Annotated in this window: 14 protein-coding genes and 5 tRNA genes; 8 read left to right on the forward strand and 11 right to left on the reverse strand. The window is 58.0% G+C overall.

Annotation, left to right across the window (positions count from 1 at the left end):
- Positions 1-65 precede the first annotated feature (65 nt).
- The gene (locus tag MPN23_RS02990) at positions 66-1,286 is read left to right on the forward strand and encodes a M24 family metallopeptidase (protein WP_243546065.1); all 1,221 of its coding nucleotides are present in this window, start codon (positions 66-68) and stop codon (positions 1,284-1,286) included.
- A gap of 75 nt (positions 1,287-1,361) precedes the next feature.
- Here the strand turns inward: MPN23_RS02990 and MPN23_RS02995 are convergent, their stop codons facing one another.
- Both MPN23_RS02995 and MPN23_RS03000 read right to left on the reverse strand, forming a co-directional pair.
- Positions 1,362-2,552 (reverse strand): iron-containing alcohol dehydrogenase, encoded by a 1,191-nt coding sequence (locus MPN23_RS02995; RefSeq protein ID WP_243546067.1) that lies wholly within the window; start codon positions 2,550-2,552, stop codon positions 1,362-1,364.
- Positions 2,553-2,562: 10 nt separating this feature from the next.
- Positions 2,563-4,416 (reverse strand): protein-disulfide reductase DsbD family protein, encoded by a 1,854-nt coding sequence (locus MPN23_RS03000; protein WP_243546068.1) that lies wholly within the window; start codon positions 4,414-4,416, stop codon positions 2,563-2,565.
- A 97-nt stretch (positions 4,417-4,513) separates the two neighbouring features.
- Between MPN23_RS03000 and MPN23_RS03005 the strand changes: the two genes are divergently transcribed.
- The 3 genes from MPN23_RS03005 (at position 4,514) to MPN23_RS03015 (ending at position 5,058) form a co-directional block, all read left to right on the forward strand.
- Positions 4,514-4,589: transfer RNA gene (locus MPN23_RS03005), tRNA-Lys, on the forward strand.
- A gap of 165 nt (positions 4,590-4,754) precedes the next feature.
- A tRNA-Lys gene (locus MPN23_RS03010) sits at positions 4,755-4,830 on the forward strand.
- A 152-nt stretch (positions 4,831-4,982) separates the two neighbouring features.
- Positions 4,983-5,058 (forward strand) — tRNA-Lys (locus MPN23_RS03015).
- A gap of 61 nt (positions 5,059-5,119) precedes the next feature.
- Here the strand turns inward: MPN23_RS03015 and MPN23_RS03020 are convergent.
- From MPN23_RS03020 to MPN23_RS03060, 9 genes are all read right to left on the reverse strand, one after another.
- Positions 5,120-6,499 (reverse strand): MBL fold metallo-hydrolase, encoded by a 1,380-nt coding sequence (locus MPN23_RS03020; protein ID WP_243546070.1) that lies wholly within the window; start codon positions 6,497-6,499, stop codon positions 5,120-5,122.
- 94 nt (positions 6,500-6,593) lie between these two features.
- Entirely contained in the window at positions 6,594-7,658 is a 1,065-nt protein-coding gene (locus MPN23_RS03025) for a hypothetical protein (protein WP_243546072.1), read from the reverse strand.
- 27 nt (positions 7,659-7,685) lie between these two features.
- Positions 7,686-9,197 (reverse strand): Na/Pi cotransporter family protein, encoded by a 1,512-nt coding sequence (locus MPN23_RS03030; protein WP_243546074.1) that lies wholly within the window; start codon positions 9,195-9,197, stop codon positions 7,686-7,688.
- Between the two features lie 225 nt (positions 9,198-9,422).
- Entirely contained in the window at positions 9,423-10,559 is a 1,137-nt protein-coding gene (locus MPN23_RS03035; protein WP_243546075.1) for an ABC transporter permease, read from the reverse strand.
- Positions 10,556-11,494 carry an ABC transporter ATP-binding protein gene (locus MPN23_RS03040; RefSeq protein WP_243546076.1) on the reverse strand — a complete coding sequence of 313 codons (939 nt, stop codon included), beginning with the start codon at positions 11,492-11,494 and terminating at the stop codon, positions 10,556-10,558. Before MPN23_RS03040 ends, MPN23_RS03035 begins: the two co-directional genes overlap by 4 nt.
- A gap of 3 nt (positions 11,495-11,497) precedes the next feature.
- Complete coding sequence (locus MPN23_RS03045; RefSeq protein ID WP_243546077.1) at positions 11,498-12,472, reverse strand: HlyD family secretion protein; 975 nt, start codon at positions 12,470-12,472, stop codon at positions 11,498-11,500.
- 121 nt (positions 12,473-12,593) lie between these two features.
- Complete coding sequence (locus tag MPN23_RS03050; RefSeq protein ID WP_243546078.1) at positions 12,594-12,758, reverse strand: hypothetical protein; 165 nt, start codon at positions 12,756-12,758, stop codon at positions 12,594-12,596.
- 123 nt (positions 12,759-12,881) lie between these two features.
- Positions 12,882-12,957 (reverse strand) — tRNA-Asn (locus MPN23_RS03055).
- A 131-nt stretch (positions 12,958-13,088) separates the two neighbouring features.
- Positions 13,089-13,164: transfer RNA gene (locus tag MPN23_RS03060), tRNA-Asn, on the reverse strand.
- A 303-nt stretch (positions 13,165-13,467) separates the two neighbouring features.
- On the opposite strand from MPN23_RS03060, the gene lysS reads away from it, so the two are divergent.
- Genes lysS through bamA form a run of 4 tightly spaced genes read left to right on the forward strand, consistent with a single transcriptional unit; the run spans position 13,468 to position 19,627 of the window.
- Positions 13,468-14,973, forward strand: coding sequence for a lysine--tRNA ligase (gene lysS / locus MPN23_RS03065; RefSeq protein ID WP_243547345.1), 1,506 nt, complete (start codon positions 13,468-13,470; stop codon positions 14,971-14,973).
- 41 nt (positions 14,974-15,014) lie between these two features.
- Positions 15,015-16,244: a lipoprotein-releasing ABC transporter permease subunit gene (locus MPN23_RS03070; protein WP_243546083.1), complete on the forward strand. Its 1,230-nt coding sequence runs from the start codon at positions 15,015-15,017 to the stop codon at positions 16,242-16,244.
- The gene (locus MPN23_RS03075; protein ID WP_243546084.1) at positions 16,237-16,920 is read left to right on the forward strand and encodes an ABC transporter ATP-binding protein; all 684 of its coding nucleotides are present in this window, start codon (positions 16,237-16,239) and stop codon (positions 16,918-16,920) included. The genes MPN23_RS03070 and MPN23_RS03075 overlap by 8 nt, the downstream gene beginning before the upstream one ends.
- Entirely contained in the window at positions 16,910-19,627 is a 2,718-nt protein-coding gene (gene bamA, locus MPN23_RS03080) for an outer membrane protein assembly factor BamA (protein ID WP_243546086.1), read from the forward strand. Before MPN23_RS03075 ends, bamA begins: the two co-directional genes overlap by 11 nt.
- Positions 19,628-19,640: the final 13 nt, after the last annotated feature.

Raw genomic sequence — 19,640 nt, forward strand, 5'->3', positions numbered from 1 at the left:
TTGAATGCGTGCAGTTGTACAGAAAAAGACTCCGGTTGCCTAGTGTGTCGGAAAGGAGACAATGTATGTTTGAAGCCCTTGGGCATATCCCTGCCGGTGAAATCCGGCGCAGGCAGGATGCCGTGCGGCACCATCTTGCGGACGTTGCGCCGGAAGCCGGTGGCATTCTCGTGTTTTCCCGTCTCAACATCTACTACCTTACGGGAACGTTGGGGCAGGGCGTATTGTGGCTGCCTCTGGATTCCGCCCCCGTGCTTCTCGTGCGCAAGGGGCTGGACAGGGCAAGGCTGGAGTCGCCGCTCGAGCATATCCATTCCTACAAGTCCTATTCCCAGATGCCGGGCCTGTGCGCGGATGCGGGCAGTCCGTTGCCCCATACCGTGGCCGTGGTCATGGCCGGGTTGAGCTGGCAGCTCGGGCAGCTTCTGGAACGCAAGCTTGCCGACAGGAAATTCGTGCCCGGCGACCATGCCGTGGCCTTGGCCAAGATGATCAAGTCCGAATGGGAACTGGACATTCTGCGGACCTGCGGCAAGCTCCATCACGAGGCCCTGTGCGAGATGCTGCCGGGCATGCTGCATCCGGGCATGACCGAACGCGAGATTTCCCACAAGTCGTGGGAGGTGTTTTTCGCCAAGGGGCATCAGGGCATGCTGCGCATGCAGGCGCATGGGGAGGAATGTTTTCTGGGGCATGTCTCGGCAGGTGATTCCGGCAATTATCCCAGTTCGTTCAATGGCCCCTTGGGATTGCGGGGCGAACATCCCGCCGTCCCGTTCATGGGACATGCCGCCAAGGTCTGGCAGCCGAAAGAACCGCTCATGCTGGACATCGGTTTTCAGATCGACGGATACCAGACGGACAAGACGCAGGCATATTGGTCCGGCCCTGAATCGTCGATCCCGGACGAGGTGCGCCGCGCCCATGAGTTTTGCGTGGAGATGCAGAATCGGACCGCGGAACATGCCAAACCCGGGGTCACGCCCGCCGAGCTGTATGCCTATTGCATCGAACAGGCGCGAAAGCGTGGTTTTGCCGAAGGCTTCATGGGGCTCGGCGACAACAAGGTTCCCTTCATCGGCCATGGCATAGGCTTGACCGTGGATGAGTTTCCGCCCCTGGCTGCCGGGTTCGACATGCCGTTGCAGGAAGGCATGGCGCTTGCCTTGGAACCCAAGCAGGGCATTCCGGGAGTCGGCATGGTCGGGGTCGAGAATACCTACGAAGTAACGGCCTCCGGTGCCAGATGCATTTCCGGGGATCGTTACGAGATGATCTGCGTGTGATTTCGCTTGTGAAAATGCAAAGGTCCCGACAGTCTTGGCTGTCGGGGCCTTTTATTCCGATTCGAGCGGCGAAGCCTATTCGTATGCCGCTTCATAGATGGCGATGATGTCTTCCCTGGTCATTTCCACCGGGGTCGAATTGAAGAGTTTGCCCATGGTGCCCAAGGCGCAGTCCGCCATGGCCGGGAATTCGTCGGGCGTGATGCCGTAGTCGGACATTCTGAGCGAATCGAGTCCAGTCCCTTCAAGCAGGCGGTCCAGAGCTTCCAGAAACGCCGGGCCGAACTGATCGGCCGGAATGTCCTCTTCAAGGCTGGTGCCCATTGTCAGGGCCAGATCGCCCAGACGCTCCTCTCCGCGTGAGGCCAGAAATGCGAAGTACGAGCGGGACAGCATGGCAAGGCCCGCACCGTGCGGCAGCTCCGGGTGGAATGCGGACAGGGCATGTTCCAGAGAGTGCTGGGAAATGCACGAGGAATAGGTCTCGCACAGCCCTGCGGCTGTGCTGGCCCACGCCATGACCGTGCGTGCTTCGAGGTTGCTTCCGTCAGCCACGGCCTCGGGCAGGGTGTTGGCAATCAGGTGCACGGCTTCAAGGGAAAGGGCATCGCTGGCAGGCTGGCGGCGGATCGAGAGGTACGCCTCGGCCGCATGACAGAATGCGTCGAATCCGGTGTACGCAGTCTGGGATTTGGGCACGGACAGCATGAGCTTGGGGTCCACGATGGACAGGGTGGGGAAGGTGGAATCGTTGCCCCAGCCGATTTTTTCCTGCGAGCCGGTTCTGCTGATCACGGTCCAGGGATCGGCCTCGGTGCCGGTTCCTGCCGTGGTCGGGATGGCCACGATGGGCAGGGCCGGGTGTTCCGGGGTTTTCATTTTTCCCGTGCCTTCGATCATGTAGTCCCAGTACTGTCCGGAATTGGCCGCCAGCAGGGCAATGGCCTTGGCCGAATCAATGGTGGAACCGCCGCCCAGACCGACAATGAAATTCACGTCGTTTTCCCGGGCGATGGCAGCGGCTTCCTCCACCTGTTCGCTCTCCGGGTTGGGTTTGATTTTGTCATAGACAAGGGAAGCGACTCCCTGTTTGGCCAGCATGCCCTGAACTCGGGCCAGATAGCCGAGTTTCAGCATGATGCCGGATTCACCGATCACGATCATGGCCTTGTTGCCGCGCGGCAGATGGGGCGTTTCGCTGAGTTCATCCAGTTTGTCCGGCCCGAAGAGCAGGCGGGTGGGCATGTAGTATTGGAAGTTGAGCATGGCGTTCTCCTTATTTCCCGGGCTTGTCCCATGATTCAAGGGCGTTTTCAAGCTGCGTTTTCGTAAACAGGTCGCGCAGCACAAGGGGGCGGTCCGCAGCAGGGCCGGTGCCAAACACTGCGGCCATGGGGATGCTGGAGCCGCCAAGGGCCTTGAGCAGGGCTTCGGCATCCGGATTGCGTTCGGTCAGGTCCGCCTTGATGAAGCGGATGTCATATTGCCGTTTCCAGTGACGCACGTTGTCCGGCGTCAGGACCGTGGCTTCCAGCAGCTTGCAGGTGGGGCACCAGTCTGCCGTGAAATCCACGAACAGGACTTCACTGCCCAGTTGCTGGTTGAATGCTTTCGTGTCGAAGGGGTCCCACGGCTGCGATTGGTCGGCAGGGGCAAAGGTCCATGCCAGACAAAGTCCGGCAAGGCATGCGCCTGTCAGTCGAAGTTTCCAGACATTGCGTGCCGTGCGCGCCGCCATGGAACGTTTCCAGAGCCAGATCGCGCAGGCAATGCCCCATGTTGGCACCAGAAAAAGCAGGGTCCGGCTGCCGAGGGCAAGGGAAACAAGATAGAAGCCCGTGGCCAGCAGAAAGAACGCGATCCCCTTTTCCACGAATTCGATCCATGGTCCGGGCCGTGGCAGGAAGCGGGAAAGGCCGGGAAATATCGTCATCAGCAGGTACGGCGAGGCCATGCCCGCGCCAATGGCGAGAAAGACCACCGTGACCACGAACGGCTGCTGCAGCAGGGCCCAGCTCAGGACGCCGCCGAGAAACGGACCGCTGCACGGCGTGGCCAGCAGCGTGGTGAGCATGCCCGTGAAAAAGGCCTGTGATCGGGGCGAAGTCGCCTTGGAACCGAACTTGAGGTCGATGACGGGCAGATGGAACAGGCCGAACAGGCTGGCGCTCAGGGCAAGTATGATGCCTGCCACGGCCAGCACGAGCCAGCGGTTCTGGAAAAAGGCTCCCCATGCCTGTCCAGTCAGGCCCAGCGTCAGCGCAAGAACGGAAAAGAAACAGAGTACCCCCAGCGCAAAGAAAATGTTGTGTTCGCGGAAAAGGCGTTGCCGTTCCTTTTCGTCCTGTTCGGACGAAGCCGACAGAATGGCGGACAGTTTGAGGCTGACTACGGGAAGCACGCAGGGCATGACGTTGAGAATCAGCCCTGCGATCAGACCGAGAAGAATGGCGGTGATCAGGTCGCTGACTTCCAGTCCCGGGACAAGATAGCGCGGTTCGAAATTCCACTGGGCATTTTCGCTTGTCGAGGGGATTTCGGGAGAGGAGGCTCTTGTTGCTTCCAGCGGTGTTGTTGCGGCTATCTGTCGATATTTTTCCCACCATGGCTGGTCACTTGCCTTGAGCAAGGGGGAAGCGTTTTTCGAACCATTCCAGACAAGGTCGACGCTGGCCGGGAGGCAGGTGGTTGCGGAGCAGAGCAGCAGGTCCAGCGTTGCGGTTACGAATTCAACGCCGCTGGGCAGGGGAATGAAAAGCCGTGTACCGGATTCATAGGTGTTGATGGTCTGGGTCGTGTTGAACGGGTCGATCTTGCTTTTGCCCTCGGGATAGAGCGTGCCGATTGCCTTGCCCGAGGTTGCGTCGGAAACGGCAAGCCGTGTGGGTTTTCCCATGCCGCCGGGATTGTGGGCATAGGTATACCAGCCCTGATCCATTTTCAGCGTCAGGGTGAGAAGTCTTTCCGCTTTGTTCTCCAGTCGCTGTGCTTGATCCTCGGGCAGGGAGAATACCGAAAATCGCGTGTGCAGGGGCAGGTCTCCTGCTGTGGAGGGCGTGACTGCGCCAAGCGTGGTTGCGAGTAGAAAAAGGATTGGAAAACTAATGAGTAGGGCGTTTTTTCGGGTCATGAGCAAAATCTGTTTTTTTTTGAAAATATGTTGTTGACAACCAGAGGCGGAATATATAGAAAACTCCTCGTCGCACGGCAACGTCGGCACCCCGACTGGGTCACTAGCTCAATTGGCAGAGCAGCGGACTCTTAATCCGGAGGTTCAAGGTTCGATTCCTTGGTGACCCACCAGTCAATACAAGGGGCTAGGCTATCAGTCTAGCCCCTTTTTCATGGTCTCGCCAGAGAGGTTTGCCGGAAAGCAGAAAAAATCATTTTGGCCGGGATTTTTGTTTGACATTTCCGGGCGGAGTAAATAAACCCCTCTTCGTCGCACGGCAACGGCGACACCCGACTGGGTCACTAGCTCAATTGGCAGAGCAGCGGACTCTTAATCCGGAGGTTCAAGGTTCGATTCCTTGGTGACCCACCAGTCAATGACAAGGGGCCAGACAGCAGTCTGGCCCCCTTTTTCGTTTTTGGGAAGAAAAAAGTAAAAATCAAATTAATTGCGATTTTTGTTTGACATTTCCGGGCGGAGTAAATAAATCCCTCTTTGTCGCACGGCAACGGCGACACCCGACTGGGTCACTAGCTCAATTGGCAGAGCAGCGGACTCTTAATCCGGAGGTTCAAGGTTCGATTCCTTGGTGACCCACCAGTCAATGACAAGGGGCCAGACAGCAGTCTGGCCCCTTTTTTTTGTCGCTGATGGCCGGGACTCATTTCGTGGGATACCCTGCCCGGCTCCAGGCCAGAAAACCGCCCGCCAGAGCCTGAACATTCCAGAATCCGTGGCGTTGCAGGTAGGATGCCGCGATATTGGAACGGTAGCCGGTCGCGCAATACAGGACATGACTGCCATCCTCGGGCAGGTCGTGCTTGCCTTCGAGGATGTCGGCCAGAGGAATGTGCACGGCTCCGGGGATTCCGCCTCCCTGAACTTCGGCCGGAGTGCGCACGTCGACAATGCTTTTGGCCTCGCCGTCATCCATCATGCCTTTGAACAGTTGCGCCGTGATCTGGGAGAGTCTGTCCACGGGACGGCCGCTGTATACCCACGCCATGATTCCGCCAGTCAGGTACCCGTGAATGTTGTCGTAGCCGATGCGGTGCAGCTCCGTGGTCATCCGGTCGTAATCCTCCTTGGAATCAACCACCAGAAGCAGGTCGCTTTTCGGATCCACCACCATGCCGACCCAGTTGGCAAGGCTTGGTTCGAACCCGATGTTGAGTGAACCGGGAATGTGGAAGCCGCTGAAGGCGGCAGCGTCGCGTACGTCCACGACCACGGCCCCGTCGAGGATGCGGGATTCGAACTGTGCGGGCTCCATGGCTCTGTCCAGCGGACAGCGTTCCAGCAGGGGCGCGCCGTGCGCATTGGTGCCGATGATGTGCGTGAAGCTTTTGGGCCGGGCCGGGAAATCCTGACTCATGGCATGATGAAATGCCTTGCGGTCCGGAAATCCGAGCATGGGATTGTGGCGTCGCTCAAAGCCCAGAGTGGAGCTGGGCTTGGAACTCATGCCCTTGCCGCAGAGAGACCCCATGCCGTGCGCCGGAAAAACCTCCAGATAATCTGGATATTTGGCAAGTTTGCCGTACAGACTGTTGTAGAGGTTGTCTATCTGTTCATCCAGCTTGGCCTCGCCCACGAGGTCCGGCCTGCCGATGTCCCCCACGAAAAGCACGTCACCGGTCAGGATCATCCACGGTTCGTCGCCCCGGGATTTGTCCGTCACCAGCAGAGACAGTGCGTCCGGGGTATGTCCCGGCGTGTGCAGAACCTCCAGCCGCGCGTTGCCGATTTCCAGCGTGTCTCCTTCGCTCAGTTTGGTGAAGGGAAATTCCACGGGCGAGGTGGCATACATCATGATATCGCACCCGACGCGCGAGGCAAGTTCCTGATTGCCGCTCACATGGTCGGCATGCACGTGGGTATCGATGACATGGGAAATCCGCATGCCCTGGTCCCGGGAAATATCAAGGTAGTCCTGCACATCGCGTTTGGGGTCCACCACGACCATTTCCCGGGCACCCGGGCAGCCTATGACATAGGAAAAACAGCCCAGTCCGGGCGTGACTATCTGCTTGAAGAACATGAGATTCCCTCCCTATGGGGTTGTTGGCTTTTGGAATGAATGAATATCATTCCCGAAAAGGCTGCGCAACCCCATGGGGGGATTCTCGTGGTTTCTATTTTCCCAGTTCCTCGGACTTGCGGGCAAAGCGCTGGGCCAGATCGTCCAGACAATCTGCGGAAACCGCGAATACGGGAAGCTTTTCCGTTTCATCCAGAGTGCGACGGTACGACCACATGGCGAGGTAGAACAGATCGGTTTCCTCGCAGGAGTGGCAAGCCTGCTTGAGCAGGGTCACGATTTCGGCCTTGATGCGTTCCCGCTGCAGAATGGACTGCTTCAGGCGTTCTCCGGCATCGCCTGGCTCCTTTTCGTCCGCCAGCAGAGTCTGAAATCTGGCGTTGGCACGTTCCACGGCCTTGGCTGCCTGCAGGTATTTCCCGGAGAGTTCGGTAAGGGCGGGGTCTTCGGCAATGGTTCGCAAGACGGTCGCCGCCTGTTCCAGACGATGCGCGTTGAGCCGGAACATTGCTGAAGCCTCGGGTATGTCGAGAACCCGCGTCTGTTTTTTCCCATTCACCACGTATTCGCGATCTTCGCCTGTAGCCATGTTCGCAAGCCGTTCCACGAATGCCGGAGCGTACTGATCGTACAGGGTGCGCACCATCCTGGGTGTGAAGACATAGTCCAGAATGGCCTGACGCGCCTTGCGAATGTTGTTCTGGTCGACGGCAAATCCCTGCGGATCGCGCCCGAAGCGGATGTTCATGCCCTTGAAGGAAACAAGGCTTGCAGGCTTGCCATGGCGGGCTTCGGGCTGAAAGCGGTCCAGCACATATGCGGCGAGGCGGTCGAGGAATTCCAGGGAAACCATGGCGTCCTCACGGACTTCCACCACGGTTTCAACCGGTTCGGGAACGGGTTTTGCCTTGGGAGCCGGAGCCGGTTCCGGGCTTGGGGTCGCATCCTTGGGTTCCATGGTCGAAGGCGTGTAATCCGGCGTAGCATCCTGACCGTTGGCAACCCAATCAGGAGCCTTGGGGATTTCCACGGGCGGGGGCGTGACCTCTGCCCTGTGTTCGGGTTGGTCCGTTCCCGGCTTGAAGAGCAGGAATGCGGCTCCGGCAATGAGCATGGCTGCCGTGGCGGAAAGTATGATTGCTGTAGTGCGGCGATTCATGTGAAAAGCTCCCGTGTGTCTTGGCCGTTATTCTCCCGGTTTCCAGGAGGGGGCGTTGTCTGTGCCGTTGAAACGGCAGGTTTCGGTCAGGTCTCGCAGCCCGGCCCAATGAATTGATCCCTTGATTGCCTGACTGGTGACGCGTCTGAGGCGCGAATAGAAATCCAGCAGTTCCACCATGCGGGAAAGGCTGATGGACCCGTTGGCTCCTGCCTGAAGCAGGGCCTTTTTCAATTCGTGATATACATCTCCCAGCTCGTGGAGCTGCTGCTTGAGGTTGTGAAATTCCGGAGCGCATGGAGTATGAGCCACATCCAGTATTTCCCGTACTGCCTTGCGGAAGTTCAGGGCATGCTCGGCCGTAATTGGCGGCAGGTCGTGACGTAGGGTGGCATGCTCCTGGGATACTTCGAAAATGGTGTCGATCACTGTGTTGTAGTACTGAACGACTCGCAGGCTTTCCGGCATGCCCTTTGCCACGGATTCCGGCAGGTCCGCGCGTTGGAGCTTGGCGCAGAATTCCCGGATGCCCATGATCAGGTTTTCCAGTCCGGCCTTCATTCGGATCAGTTCCCGTGAACGAAAGTCCGAGGCCAGTGCCTTCTGGGTCATGAGTCTCGTCTGCTCCCCCAGTCTGCCCAGCTCCATGAACAGGGCGTCCAGAGCGAGAACCGGAGATTTGACCACGTTCCTGTCCAGATAGCGGGGCGTTCCGATTTCCGCGATCTTCGAGCCGATTCGGCGATTGAGAAAGCGGACCAGTCGTTCCGTGAACGGCAGGAACAGAGCCACTCCCAGCAGGTTGAAGCAGGTGTGGAACAGTGCGAGAATCGTTGCCGGGTCGTCGTTGTGTGCCACATGGGCCAGCTCGGCCACACCTTTCAGGAACAGGGGCATGATGAGCAGGGCTATTGCGCCGGTTCCGAGGTTGAACAGGATTTGTGCGGCCGCGACCTTCTTGGCATTGTGCGTGGCACCGATCACGGAAAACGCGGCCGTGGAGGTCGTGCCGATGTTTGCGCCGACCACGGTGGCCGCAGCCAGTGACAGGTCCAGAAAACCGGACATGGCGGCGGTGAGTACCAGGGCTATGGCTGCGCTGGAACTTTGCATGAGCAGGGTAAGTCCGAATCCGACAAGGGCGAAGAGCATGATGAAAAGCGGACCGTTGCCTGCGAACGCGGCAAGGTTCACCTGCGATTGAAGACCGGTGAAAGTGGATTGCAGCACTTCGATGCCCAGAAAGAAGATGCCGAATCCGGCGAGCGCGTCTCCGAGATGCTCCCGGCGGGTGTTCGCCCCGGTGAGCCGGAGTATGGCTCCGAGTCCGACCATGGGCAGGGCCAGAGCCTTGACCTTGACCGAAACGCCTACTGCCGCGACGATCCAGCCGGTAATCGTGGTGCCGATGTTGGACCCGTAGATCACGCCCACGGATTGCGACAGGGTGACGAGTCCCGCGTTGACAAAGCCGATCACGGCCACGGTTACCGCGCTGGAGGATTGGACCAGAGTCGTGAACAGGAACCCCGTGCACATGCCCCGGAACGGGGGTTTTTGTCCAGTTGGCGAGGAGTTGGCGAAGCGCCCGGCCCGCGGCCTTGCGCAGCCCGTTGGTCATCAGGCGCATTCCGAGCAGGAACAGGCCGAGGCCGCCGAGCAGGCCGGTCACGATGGAGAGGGTCATTGGGGCTGTTCACTCCTTGAAAGCTTGCATTGGCATTCTAGTTGTCCAGAATGGCAAAGTAAACCGATTTTCCCGGGCTAGTCCAGCGTCCGGCGGTATCGTTTCAGGCCGACCATGACCACGGCCAGCCAGAAGAGCAGTATGGGCCAGACATGCGGCAGGGAATCCGCTATGCCGTTTCCCTTGAGCAGAATGCCGCGAACCATGCGCAGATAGTGTGTCAGGGGCAGGGCCGACCCGATGGCCTGCGCCCATTGCGGCATTCCCCGGAACGGGAACATGAACCCGGAAAGCAGCAGGGACGGCAGGAAAAAGAAAATGGAGAGCTGTACGGCCTGCAACTGGTTGCGGGCCACGGTGGACAGGGTGACCCCGACCGACAGGTTGGCGGCAATGAAGAACAGGGAAAAGGCGTAGATCAGCGTCACGCTGCCGTGCATGGGCACGTTGAACAGCAGGCGTGCGGCAACGATGATCAGGGTCATCTGGATGTATCCCACCAGAATGTAGGGAACGATCTTGCCAAGCATGACTTCCAGCGGCCGGATCGGCGTGGACAGCAGGTGCTCCATGGTTCCGCGTTCCTGTTCGCGTGTGATGGCCAGAGCCGTGATCATGACCAGGGTCAGGGTGAGTATCACGCCCATGAGTCCGGGGACGATATTGTACTGCGTTTCGGCCTCGGGGTTGTAGTTGTTGTGGATGCGCACGTCCACGGGCGATTGTTTTGCCACCATGTCCGAGAAGGTGCCTTGAAGCTCCCTGCCCAGTGCCGTGCCGACGATTTCCTGAAAGGATTTGACTGCGCCGCCCGTGGCGACCGGGTCCGTGGCATCCGCTTCGAGCAGCAGGATCGGCCTGTCTCCGCGAAGCAGGGCGCGCCCGAATTGTTCCGGGATGGTCAGGACGAATTGCACATCCCCTTCGCGCAGCAGGCGATCGGTCTGGGCGCGGCTTTTCGCGTGCACCGTGATGTCGAAGAAGGTGCTGGTCTGCATGGCTGCCACAATGGCTCGTGAGTACGGGGAATTGTCCCCGGAGAGCACGGCGGTGGGCATGTGGCGCGGGTCCGAGTTGATGGCGTAGCCGAACAGGATGAGCTGGATCAGAGGAATCCCGATCATCATGGCGAAGGTCAGCCTGTCACGGCGCATCTGGATGAATTCCTTGGCAGTCATGGCTGCAAATCGTTGCCAGCGGAAAATCGGGATCATGACTGCTTGCCCCCGGTCTGCTGCATCATGTCGATGAAGACTTCCTCAAGGCTGGTGTCGATTTCATTCCAGACAAAGGGGACGGAGCGGTATGGTTCGATGCTTTGGGCAAGCCGGGCAGCATCGCGTCCGCTGACATGCAGGGTGTTGCCGAAGGCCACCACCTGATCCACGCCCGGCTTGTTCTTCAGGCTGAGCGAAAGGGCGTGCAGGCTTGTGTCCGCATCCGCGTATCTGGCCACGCTCCATGTCGTCAGTCCGGCATCGCGGATCATGCTTTCCACCGTGCCCGAGGCCAGCAGGTTGCCGTAGGCGATGTAGGCCAGCCTGTGGCAGCGTTCGGCCTCGTCCATGTAATGCGTGGAGATGAGCGCGGTGATGCCTTCGGAAGCCAGGGCATGCACCTCGTCCCAGAATGCGCGGCGAGCGCCCGGGTCCACACCTGCCGTGGGTTCGTCCAGCAGAAGCAGGGCCGGTTTGTGCAGGGTGCAGACGCCAAGGGAAAGCCGCTGCTTCCATCCTCCGGACAGGTTCCCGGCGAGCTGATTTTCGAATTGGCCGAGCCGCATGCGGTCCATGCAGTCGCGCACGATTCCGGTGCCGTTTTTCAATCCGAAGACGCGGGCCGTGAATTCCAGATTTTCCCGGACCGTCATGTCCTCGTACAGACTGAAGCGCTGGGTCATGTACCCGACATGCGGCTTGATGCGATGGGCTTCGGAAAGAATGTCGTACCCCAGACACGTTCCCTGCCCGGAATCCGGTCTGAGCAGGCCGCACAGCATGCGGATGGACGTGGTCTTGCCCGAACCGTTCGGACCGAGAAAACCGTAGATTTCCCCCTTGCGGATTTCCATGTCCAGATTGTTTACCGCGACCTTGCTGCCAAAGGATTTGGTCAGGCCGCTGACGCTGATGGCGGTTGCCGTTGTCATGGCTCAATCCGCCAGTTCGGGAATGGTGACGTCCACGGGCTGGCCCGGGTGCAGCAGTGTTGCCTTGTCCGCCTCGGGGCGGGCCTTGATCAGGAAGACGAGCTTGGCCCGGCTCTGGCTGGAATAGATCACGGGAGGCGTATATTCGGCGGAAGGGGAAATGTAATATATTCTTGCGGGGACAGGTTCCGGGGTGCCATCAAAGGAAATCAATGCCTCATCGCCCACCGCGAGTTTTCCTGCAAGGTCCTGCGGAACGAAGAAACGGGCCTCGATGTTTTGCGGGGGGAGCAGGGAAACGATTGGGCGGCCTGCCGGAACCCATTCCCCGACCCTGTACAACGTGTCGAAGATCAGCCCGGCAGACGGGGTGTTTTGGCGTTTCTGGTTCAGGTTCCACTCCGCCTGTTCCAGCTTGGCTTCCGCCTGTCTGACCTCGGCTTCGGCTGCACGGATTTCATCGGTGCGCGCACCGAGTTGCGCGGTCTGCAATTCGGCCCGAATCTGGCGGACCTGCTCGTTCTTCTGCTCGTAGTCGGACTTGGTCCTGTCCAGTTCTTCCTGGGAGATGGTCTGTTCTTCAAGCAGGGTGATGCGGCGTCGGTATTCCTTTTCCGCCAGGGATGCCGAATGGCGGGCCTGCCCGAGTCTGGCGCGGATTGCGTCCAGTTCCGAGGGGCGTTGTCCCTTTTTCAGGTCAGCGAGACGATCCTGTGCCCGTTGCAGATTGTGGGCCGCTTCCTCGCGTGCGGCTGTTTCAAAGTCATGCTCCAGCGCAAACAGGGGGTGACCTGCAGTCACGGTTTGTCCTCGGGTTACGGACAAGGCTTGCAGGATGCCGCCGAGAGGGGAGGAAACATGGACGAATTCGCCTTCGGCATAGCCTTGAAACGTGTCGGAATGTTCATTCGAACAGGCGGCGAACACAAGCGTGCAGATCAGGAGCGGCAATGTCGCGAACCAGGGAATTCGGCACATGGCTGGAATCCTTTTTTGTCGGTATGACGACAAAATAGGCCGAATTTCGTGTGCGTGTCAAAGCGCGAAACGACAAAAGCCGCGTGATACGCGGCTTTTGTCGATGAAATAGGGGTTGCTGTTAGCTGAAGTAGCGGTTCTTGTCCTCCCGCTCCTTGGCTGTATCGAAGTCGATGTTGATGCCCGGGCGGTCCGGAGCCTTGGCCTTGATAGCCCTGCGAAAGCAGATGATAAACAGCAGGGCTATGCAACCGATTATCAAAGCTATTATCTGATAGGTGTCCATAAGGGGCAGCTTCTACACCACTCTCATGCGTTCCACAAGCGTTACCCGCAAGCAGGGTAGGGAAATGGTTTGGTTCATCATGAAAAAAGGCTTGCGCCGAAATGACGCAAGCCTTGTGATTTCTGGCTCCCCAGCACGGACTTGAACCGCGGACCTAGTGGTTAACAGCCACCCGCTCTGCCGATTGAGCTACTGGGGAACATCTGTAAGCAACCGAGAAAGAGAAATATCCGCTTTCTTCGGAGTTGGCAAGTAAAAAAATGCCTGAAATCAAAGATCTTTTCAAATAAAAAGCCTCTCTGGAATGCAAAGAGGCGATTGATGTCAATCTGGCTCCCCAGCACGGACTTGAACCGCGAACCTAGTGGTTAACAGCCACCCGCTCTGCCGATTGAGCTACTGGGGAGCACTTCGCGTTGAAGCGAAAAGGGTTCTAAAGAAATCACGGTTGAGGGTCAAGTAAAAAATTGCTTTTTCTCTGAAAAAAAACTACTTCCACTCCGGCGTGTCCGTCAGGCTGCTTCAGATGGTCTTAAGCGGCCCATTTTCTTGACGGGAAACGTTATTTGGCATACGCAAACGAAGTCTCTTGTTTTTTTCTAGACTATACAAGGGATCAAGGTACGGAACATTGTCTGAGAATACGAAGAAGAAGAACAAGAAGATCAAGCTGGCGACCAAGTCGGCCCATGCCGAACGGTTCATGCCCATGCTTGAGGCCCTGCAGGCCAAGGATGAACTCAACCCGGTCGTCAAGACCCGGGTGGAGAAGGCTTGCGCACTTTTGGATGAGGGCGTCGCCCTGTATCCCAACGATTTTCGCCGCGATTCGGAAATCGCCGACATCTGGAACAAATATGATGAGATGGACGGCGAGGCTCTGGAAAAACTGGAAACGGAATTCGCTTTGGCCGGTCGGGTGGTCTCCTACCGCTCTTTCGGCAAGGTGACGTTCTTTCATCTCCAGGATTCCACCGGCCAGATTCAGGTCTATGCCGCCAGGGACGACCTCGGCCCGGACCTGTACAAACTTTTCAAGAAAACCGACATCGGCGACATCGTCGGCATTTCGGGCACCTTGTTCCGGACCAAGACCGGGGAATTGACTCTCAAGACCGTGAGCTTCAAGCTCATTACCAAATCCATGCGCCCGCTGCCCGAGAAATATCACGGGCTCAAGGACGTGGAAACCCGGTACCGCCAGCGCTATGTCGACCTGATCGTGACCCCTCGCACCAAGGAAATCTTCAAGGCGCGGACTGCGGTCATTCGTGAAATGCGTCGTTTCCTGGATGAAAAGGGATTCATGGAAGTGGAAACCCCCATGATGCACCCCATCCCGGGCGGAGCCACGGCCAGACCGTTCGAGACGCATCACAATGCTCTGGACATGAAGCTCTACATGCGCATTGCCCCCGAACTGTACCTCAAGCGTCTGCTCGTGGGTGGTCTGGATCGCGTGTACGAGATCAACCGGAATTTCCGCAACGAAGGTCTGGATACCCGGCACAACCCGGAATTCACCATGCTGGAATTCTACTGGGCCTATGCCAACTTCAACGACCTCATGGATTTGACCGAGGAGATGTTCTCCCGCATCGCCGAAAAGGTGACCGGTTCCACCAAGGTCGAGTATCAGGGTGAAACCATCGATCTTTCCATCGGTGCCTGGACCCGCATGCCGTTCCACGAGTCCCTCGAAAAGGTGGGCGGCGTTTCTCCGGAAGTCTACAACGACTACGAGAAGTGCAAGGAGCTGGTGAAGCAGAAGGGCGAAAAGGTCGTCGAAGGCGAAAAGCTGGGCAAGCTTCAGGCCAAGCTTTTCGACATTCTGGTTGAGCCCAATCTTGTTCAGCCTCATTTCATCTATCATTATCCGACCGACATTTCTCCGCTTTCCCGCAGGAACGAGGAGAACCCGGAAATCACGGATCGCTTCGAGCTGTTCATGACCGGCCGGGAACTTTCCAATGCGTTTTCCGAGCTGAATGACCCGGTCGACCAGCGCGGGCGTTTCGAGGAACAGGTCAAGGAAAAGGAAGCTGGCGACGAGGAAGCGCATTTCATGGACGAGGATTATGTTCGCGCCCTGGAATACGGCATGCCCCCGGCTGCCGGGCAGGGAATCGGCATCGACCGTCTGGTCATGCTGCTGACGGACAGCGCGTCCATTCGTGAAGTCATTCTCTTCCCGCTGCTCAGGCCGGAAGTCTAGCCTATGGAGGGTGTCCGTATCCGGATGGAGCCGATCAGGGTATGAAATTCGAGACGTTTGTCGCTCTCAGATATCTGTTCGCCCTGCGCAAACAGTCCTTCATTTCGGTGATTTCCCTGTTCGCCGTGTGCGGTGTCGCACTCGGCGTCGGGGCTCTCATCGTGGTCATCGGCGTCATGAACGGGTTTTCCACGGATTTGCGTGACAAGATTCTGGGCGTGAATGCCCATGTTCTGGTCACGTCGATCCGGGGCGGCATCACGGATTACGAACGGCTGGCCCGCGAGGCTGCCGAAGTTCCGGGCGTCACCGGTGTGACGCCCTTTGTGTATTCCGAGGTCATGCTTTCCAGCCGGAACGGCGTCAAGGGCGTGGTTCTGCGCGGAATCGATCCCGAATCCAGCAAGACCGTGCTCAGCCTTTCCAGGGACATGGTCAATGGCTCGATCCTCGACCTTGACAACGAGGAAGGAAAGCCCGGAATCATCATCGGCTCCGAACTCGCCAAACGGCTTGGTCTTGCGCGTGGTTCCGAGGTCAATCTCCTGTCGCCCTCGGGGCGTTCCGGTGCTGCCGGATTCACTCCCAAGGTGCGACGGTTCCGCGTTGCCGGGGTGTTTCGGACCGGCATGTACGAATACGATTCCTCTCTCGGGTATGTCACCATTCCCGCAGCAAGAAAATTGCTCGGTTTCAAGGGTGATATCGTTTCCGGACTGGAAATCAGCGTCAACGACGTGTACAACGTGGACCAGATTTCAAAAAATCTGCGCGACAGGATAGGCACCTTCACGGTGTATGTCCGCAACTGGCAGGAGATGAACGCCAATCTTTTCGCAGCTTTGGAGCTGGAAAAGTCCGCCATGTTCATCATTCTGGCCATGATCGTGCTGGTCGGGTCCTTCAGCATCGTGACCACGTTGGTCATGCTGGTGATGCAAAAGACCAAGGATATTGCCATTTTCATGTCTCTCGGGGCGGATGAATCCCGGATTCGCCGGATTTTCATGCTTCAGGGGACGTTTATCGGCCTGGTGGGGACCGTGGCCGGATACATGATCGGCATCCCGGTGAGTTTGCTTCTGAAGAAATATCAGTTTATCAAACTTCCGAGCAACGTGTATCCGGTGGATTACCTGCCCGTGCGTCTGGAGGCGCTGGATTTGACGGTGATCGGACTGGCGGCGTTTCTGCTGTGTTTTCTGGCGACCATCTACCCGGCTCGCCGGGCAGCGGCCCTGAACCCGAGTGATGCCTTGCGTTATGAATAGAGAGCCGCTATACCGCTTGGCCGCCGTGGACAAGTCCTATTCCGGGCCGTCCGAATCCATCTGTGTGCTGGACAAGGTCGATCTGGATATTCAGGCCGGGGAATCCGTCGCCATTCTGGGTGCGTCGGGGTCCGGCAAGACGACGTTATTGCATATTCTCGGTACGTTGGACACGCCAACGGCCGGACAGCTTTTTTTCAGCGGCATGGATGTCATGTCGTTGAGCCGCAGGCAGCGGGCGGAATTGCGGAACCGCGAGATCGGTTTCGTGTTTCAGTTTCATCATCTGCTGCCTGAATTCTCCACTTTGGAGAATGTGGCCATGCCCGGAATCATCCGCGGCATGGGGCGAAGCGAGGCCCATGGGTTGGCCCGCGAAGCCCTGACACTGGTCGGCATGGAGCACAGGATGGAGCACAGGGTCACGACCCTGTCGGGCGGGGAACGTCAGCGCGTTGCCATTGCCCGGGCCATTCTGCTGCGGCCCAAGGTGCTTCTGGCCGATGAACCCACGGGGAACCTGGATGAAGGAAACGGCGCATTGGTCGGCGACCTTCTGGTTTCCCTGAACAAGGAACTCGGGATGACCTTCGTAGTGGTTACGCATAATCCCGAGCTTGCCGGCATGATGCAACGGCGACTGGAATTGCGTTCAGGAGAACTGTATGCCCGCTAATCGTTTTCGTGTTCTTGTGGCCGGGGTCTTGGCCACTCTCCTTCTGGGTTTTGCCTCCATCGGGGCGGCTGCGGACATTTCAGGCGATGTGAAGATCGCTGTCATGCCGTTTACGGTCAATGCCGGGGAAGAGTTGTCCTATCTCAAGGACAGCCTGCCCGAACTGTTTTCCGATCGTCTTCACGAAGCCGGATTCGAAGTTGTGGATCAGGCCGAGGTGAAGCGGATCATGGCGGAGAAGGGCTTTGCCGCCGTTACTCCCGATGCCGCTCGCGAGGTCGCTCTGCTTTCCGGTGCGGGATTTGCGGTTTTCGGAACCTTCAATCAGATCGGTGATGACCTGACCATCGATGCCCGTCTGGTCGAGTCCTATGGGACCAAGCCTGCCCGCAAGGTCGCCGTGACCGAGCAGGGGCTGATCAACCTGCTTCCGGCCGTGGACGCGGTCGTTGATCGCATGAAGATGACCCTGCTCAAGCAGGATGTCATTGCCGACGTGCAGGTGGAAGGCACCAAGGTGCTGGACAAGGAAGTCGTGCTCATGCGCCTGACCTTGCGGAAGGGCGATCTGCTGACTGGCAAGGCCGTGAACACGGCTTTGAAGAATATTTATGATCTTGGTTATTTCGACGATGTGACCGTCAAGGTGGAAGACACGTCGGAAGGCAAGAACGTCATTTTCGACGTCAAGGAAAAACCGCGCATTCAGGCTGTTGGCGTGCGCGGTGCCGACGCACTTGATTCCGAGGACATCGTGGAGGCCGTTTCCACGAAAAAGGGCGGCGTGGTCAACCCCAAGGTGCTTGCCGACGATATCCGCGTCATTCGCGAAATGTATCGCAAGGAAGGGTACTACAAGGCCAAGGTCACCCATGAGATCGAGAGCGCGGGCGATGGCATTGCCCGGCTGACTTTCGTGATTGACGAAGGTCCCAAGCTCTACGTCAAGGAAGTGGTCATCGACGGCGCACAGCAGCTTGATCCCGATGACATCAAGGATGTGCTCGCGGTCAAGGAACGCGGTTTCCTGTCCTGGATCACCAATACCGGTGTGCTCAAGGAGGAACTGCTTGAGCGTGACGCCGCGGCAATCATGGCCTTCTACAACAGCAAGGGCTTCATCGATGCCAAGGTGGGGCGTCCCGAGATCGACATCAAGGATGACGGCATCTACGTCATCTATCAGGTCTGGGAAGGTGATCGCTACAAGATGGGAGAAACCCTGTTCGAAGGCGATCTCATCGATGATCCGGCCAAGCTCATGGCCGTGACCAAGGTGCACAACCTCAAGCTCGAGGACGAATACTTCGACCGTTCCCTGCTCAAGGGCGATGTCGAGCGGCTGACCCAGTATTACACCGATTACGGCTATGCCTATGCCGAAGTGGGGGTCCGGTTGCAGGATCACAGGGACGACAAGGTCGTGGATGTGGTCTTCAACATGAGCAAGCACCAGCGCGTGCACATTCGTCGCGTGCTGGTGGAGGGCAATACCGCCACTCGTGACAATGTCATTCTGCGGGAGATGCGTCTTGCCGACGGGGACATGTTCAGCGGTGAGAAATTGACCCGTTCCCAGCAGCGTCTGAACAATCTGGGCTTTTTCGAGAAGGTCGACATTGCACCGATTCCCACCGGTGATCCCGATGAAATGGACCTGATCGTCAAGGTCAAGGACAAGCCGACCGGCCGCATTGGTGGTGGTATCGGCTACTCCACGTATGATGGCGTGTATCTGGCTGCGGAAATCACGGAGCGAAATCTGTTCGGACGTGGATATTCCCTTGGCCTGAACGGTCTTGTCGGCCAGAAGAACAACGTCTTTTCCCTGAGTTTCATCAATCCGCATCTCAACGATACCGATGTCGGCTTCGGCGTGACCGCCTACAATCGGGATGAGGACTTTACGGACTATGACAAGAGTTCCACCGGTGGTGTTGTGGAATTCTTTTATCCGGTGGGCGAGTATTCCACGCTCAAGTGGTCCTACACCGGTGAGTATTATGAAATCAGCGACCTGGCTTCCGACGCCTCGAAATCGCTTCGGGACGAAAAGGGCGCACATGTCCTGAGTCAGCTTGCCGCTTCCGTGGAGCGGGATACTCGCGACGATTACATGAATCCCACGACCGGTACGATCATCAAGGGCACGGTCGCCAATGGCGGCGGTCTGATCGGCGGCACGGATGATTTCTTCAAGTGGACGGTGGCCCATGACTGGTACACGCCGGCCATTGAGAAGTTCGTTTTCCATTCCAAGTTCTGGGTCGGTTTCGTCCACCAGAATTTCGGTGGCGACAGGATTCCCACCACGCAGCGTTTCCGCCTCGGTGGTCTGAATTCGGTGCGCGGCTACTCCAGCTATCGCATTGGTCCCATCGACAGCGATGACAGGGACGAAGTGCTTGGCGGTGACAAGGCCTTCTACATGAACCTTGAAGTCCGCCGCGTGCTGAGCAAGGAATACGGCATTAACGGTTTGGTCTTTTTCGACGCCGGTAATGCCTGGGATGAGGGCGAGATGCTGTTCGAGCCCGTGGAACGGTACGGACAGACGCCTTCCCTCGGTTTGTACAAGAGTGTCGGCGCCGGGCTGCATTGGTTCTCCCCGATGGGTCCCGTCGGCTTTGTGTACGGCTATGGTCTTGACGAGCTGGAAAACAGCAGCCGTCACAAGATCGAGCTGGTTATGGGACAGCGCTTTTAAAAAAAACAAATCG

Origin of the sequence: Pseudodesulfovibrio tunisiensis (assembly GCF_022809775.1) — a bacterium.
In the GTDB taxonomy this organism is placed as follows: Bacteria; Desulfobacterota; Desulfovibrionia; order Desulfovibrionales; family Desulfovibrionaceae; genus Pseudodesulfovibrio; species Pseudodesulfovibrio tunisiensis.

Bases quoted from the DNA above. Each gene is read 5' to 3' on its own strand.
- MPN23_RS02990 (WP_243546065.1), top strand. From the start codon at position 66: ATGTTTGAAGCCCTTGGGCATATCCCTGCCGGTGAAATCCGGCGCAGG.
- MPN23_RS02995 (WP_243546067.1), bottom strand. From the start codon at position 2,552: ATGCTCAACTTCCAATACTACATGCCCACCCGCCTGCTCTTCGGGCCG.
- MPN23_RS03000 (WP_243546068.1), bottom strand. From the start codon at position 4,416: ATGACCCGAAAAAACGCCCTACTCATTAGTTTTCCAATCCTTTTTCTA.
- MPN23_RS03020 (WP_243546070.1), bottom strand. From the start codon at position 6,499: ATGTTCTTCAAGCAGATAGTCACGCCCGGACTGGGCTGTTTTTCCTAT.
- MPN23_RS03025 (WP_243546072.1), bottom strand. From the start codon at position 7,658: ATGAATCGCCGCACTACAGCAATCATACTTTCCGCCACGGCAGCCATG.
- MPN23_RS03030 (WP_243546074.1), bottom strand. From the start codon at position 9,197: ATGTGCACGGGGTTCCTGTTCACGACTCTGGTCCAATCCTCCAGCGCG.
- MPN23_RS03035 (WP_243546075.1), bottom strand. From the start codon at position 10,559: ATGATCCCGATTTTCCGCTGGCAACGATTTGCAGCCATGACTGCCAAG.
- MPN23_RS03040 (WP_243546076.1), bottom strand. From the start codon at position 11,494: ATGACAACGGCAACCGCCATCAGCGTCAGCGGCCTGACCAAATCCTTT.
- MPN23_RS03045 (WP_243546077.1), bottom strand. From the start codon at position 12,472: ATGTGCCGAATTCCCTGGTTCGCGACATTGCCGCTCCTGATCTGCACG.
- MPN23_RS03050 (WP_243546078.1), bottom strand. From the start codon at position 12,758: ATGGACACCTATCAGATAATAGCTTTGATAATCGGTTGCATAGCCCTG.
- lysS (WP_243547345.1), top strand. From the start codon at position 13,468: ATGCTTGAGGCCCTGCAGGCCAAGGATGAACTCAACCCGGTCGTCAAG.
- MPN23_RS03070 (WP_243546083.1), top strand. From the start codon at position 15,015: ATGAAATTCGAGACGTTTGTCGCTCTCAGATATCTGTTCGCCCTGCGC.
- MPN23_RS03075 (WP_243546084.1), top strand. From the start codon at position 16,237: ATGAATAGAGAGCCGCTATACCGCTTGGCCGCCGTGGACAAGTCCTAT.
- bamA (WP_243546086.1), top strand. From the start codon at position 16,910: ATGCCCGCTAATCGTTTTCGTGTTCTTGTGGCCGGGGTCTTGGCCACT.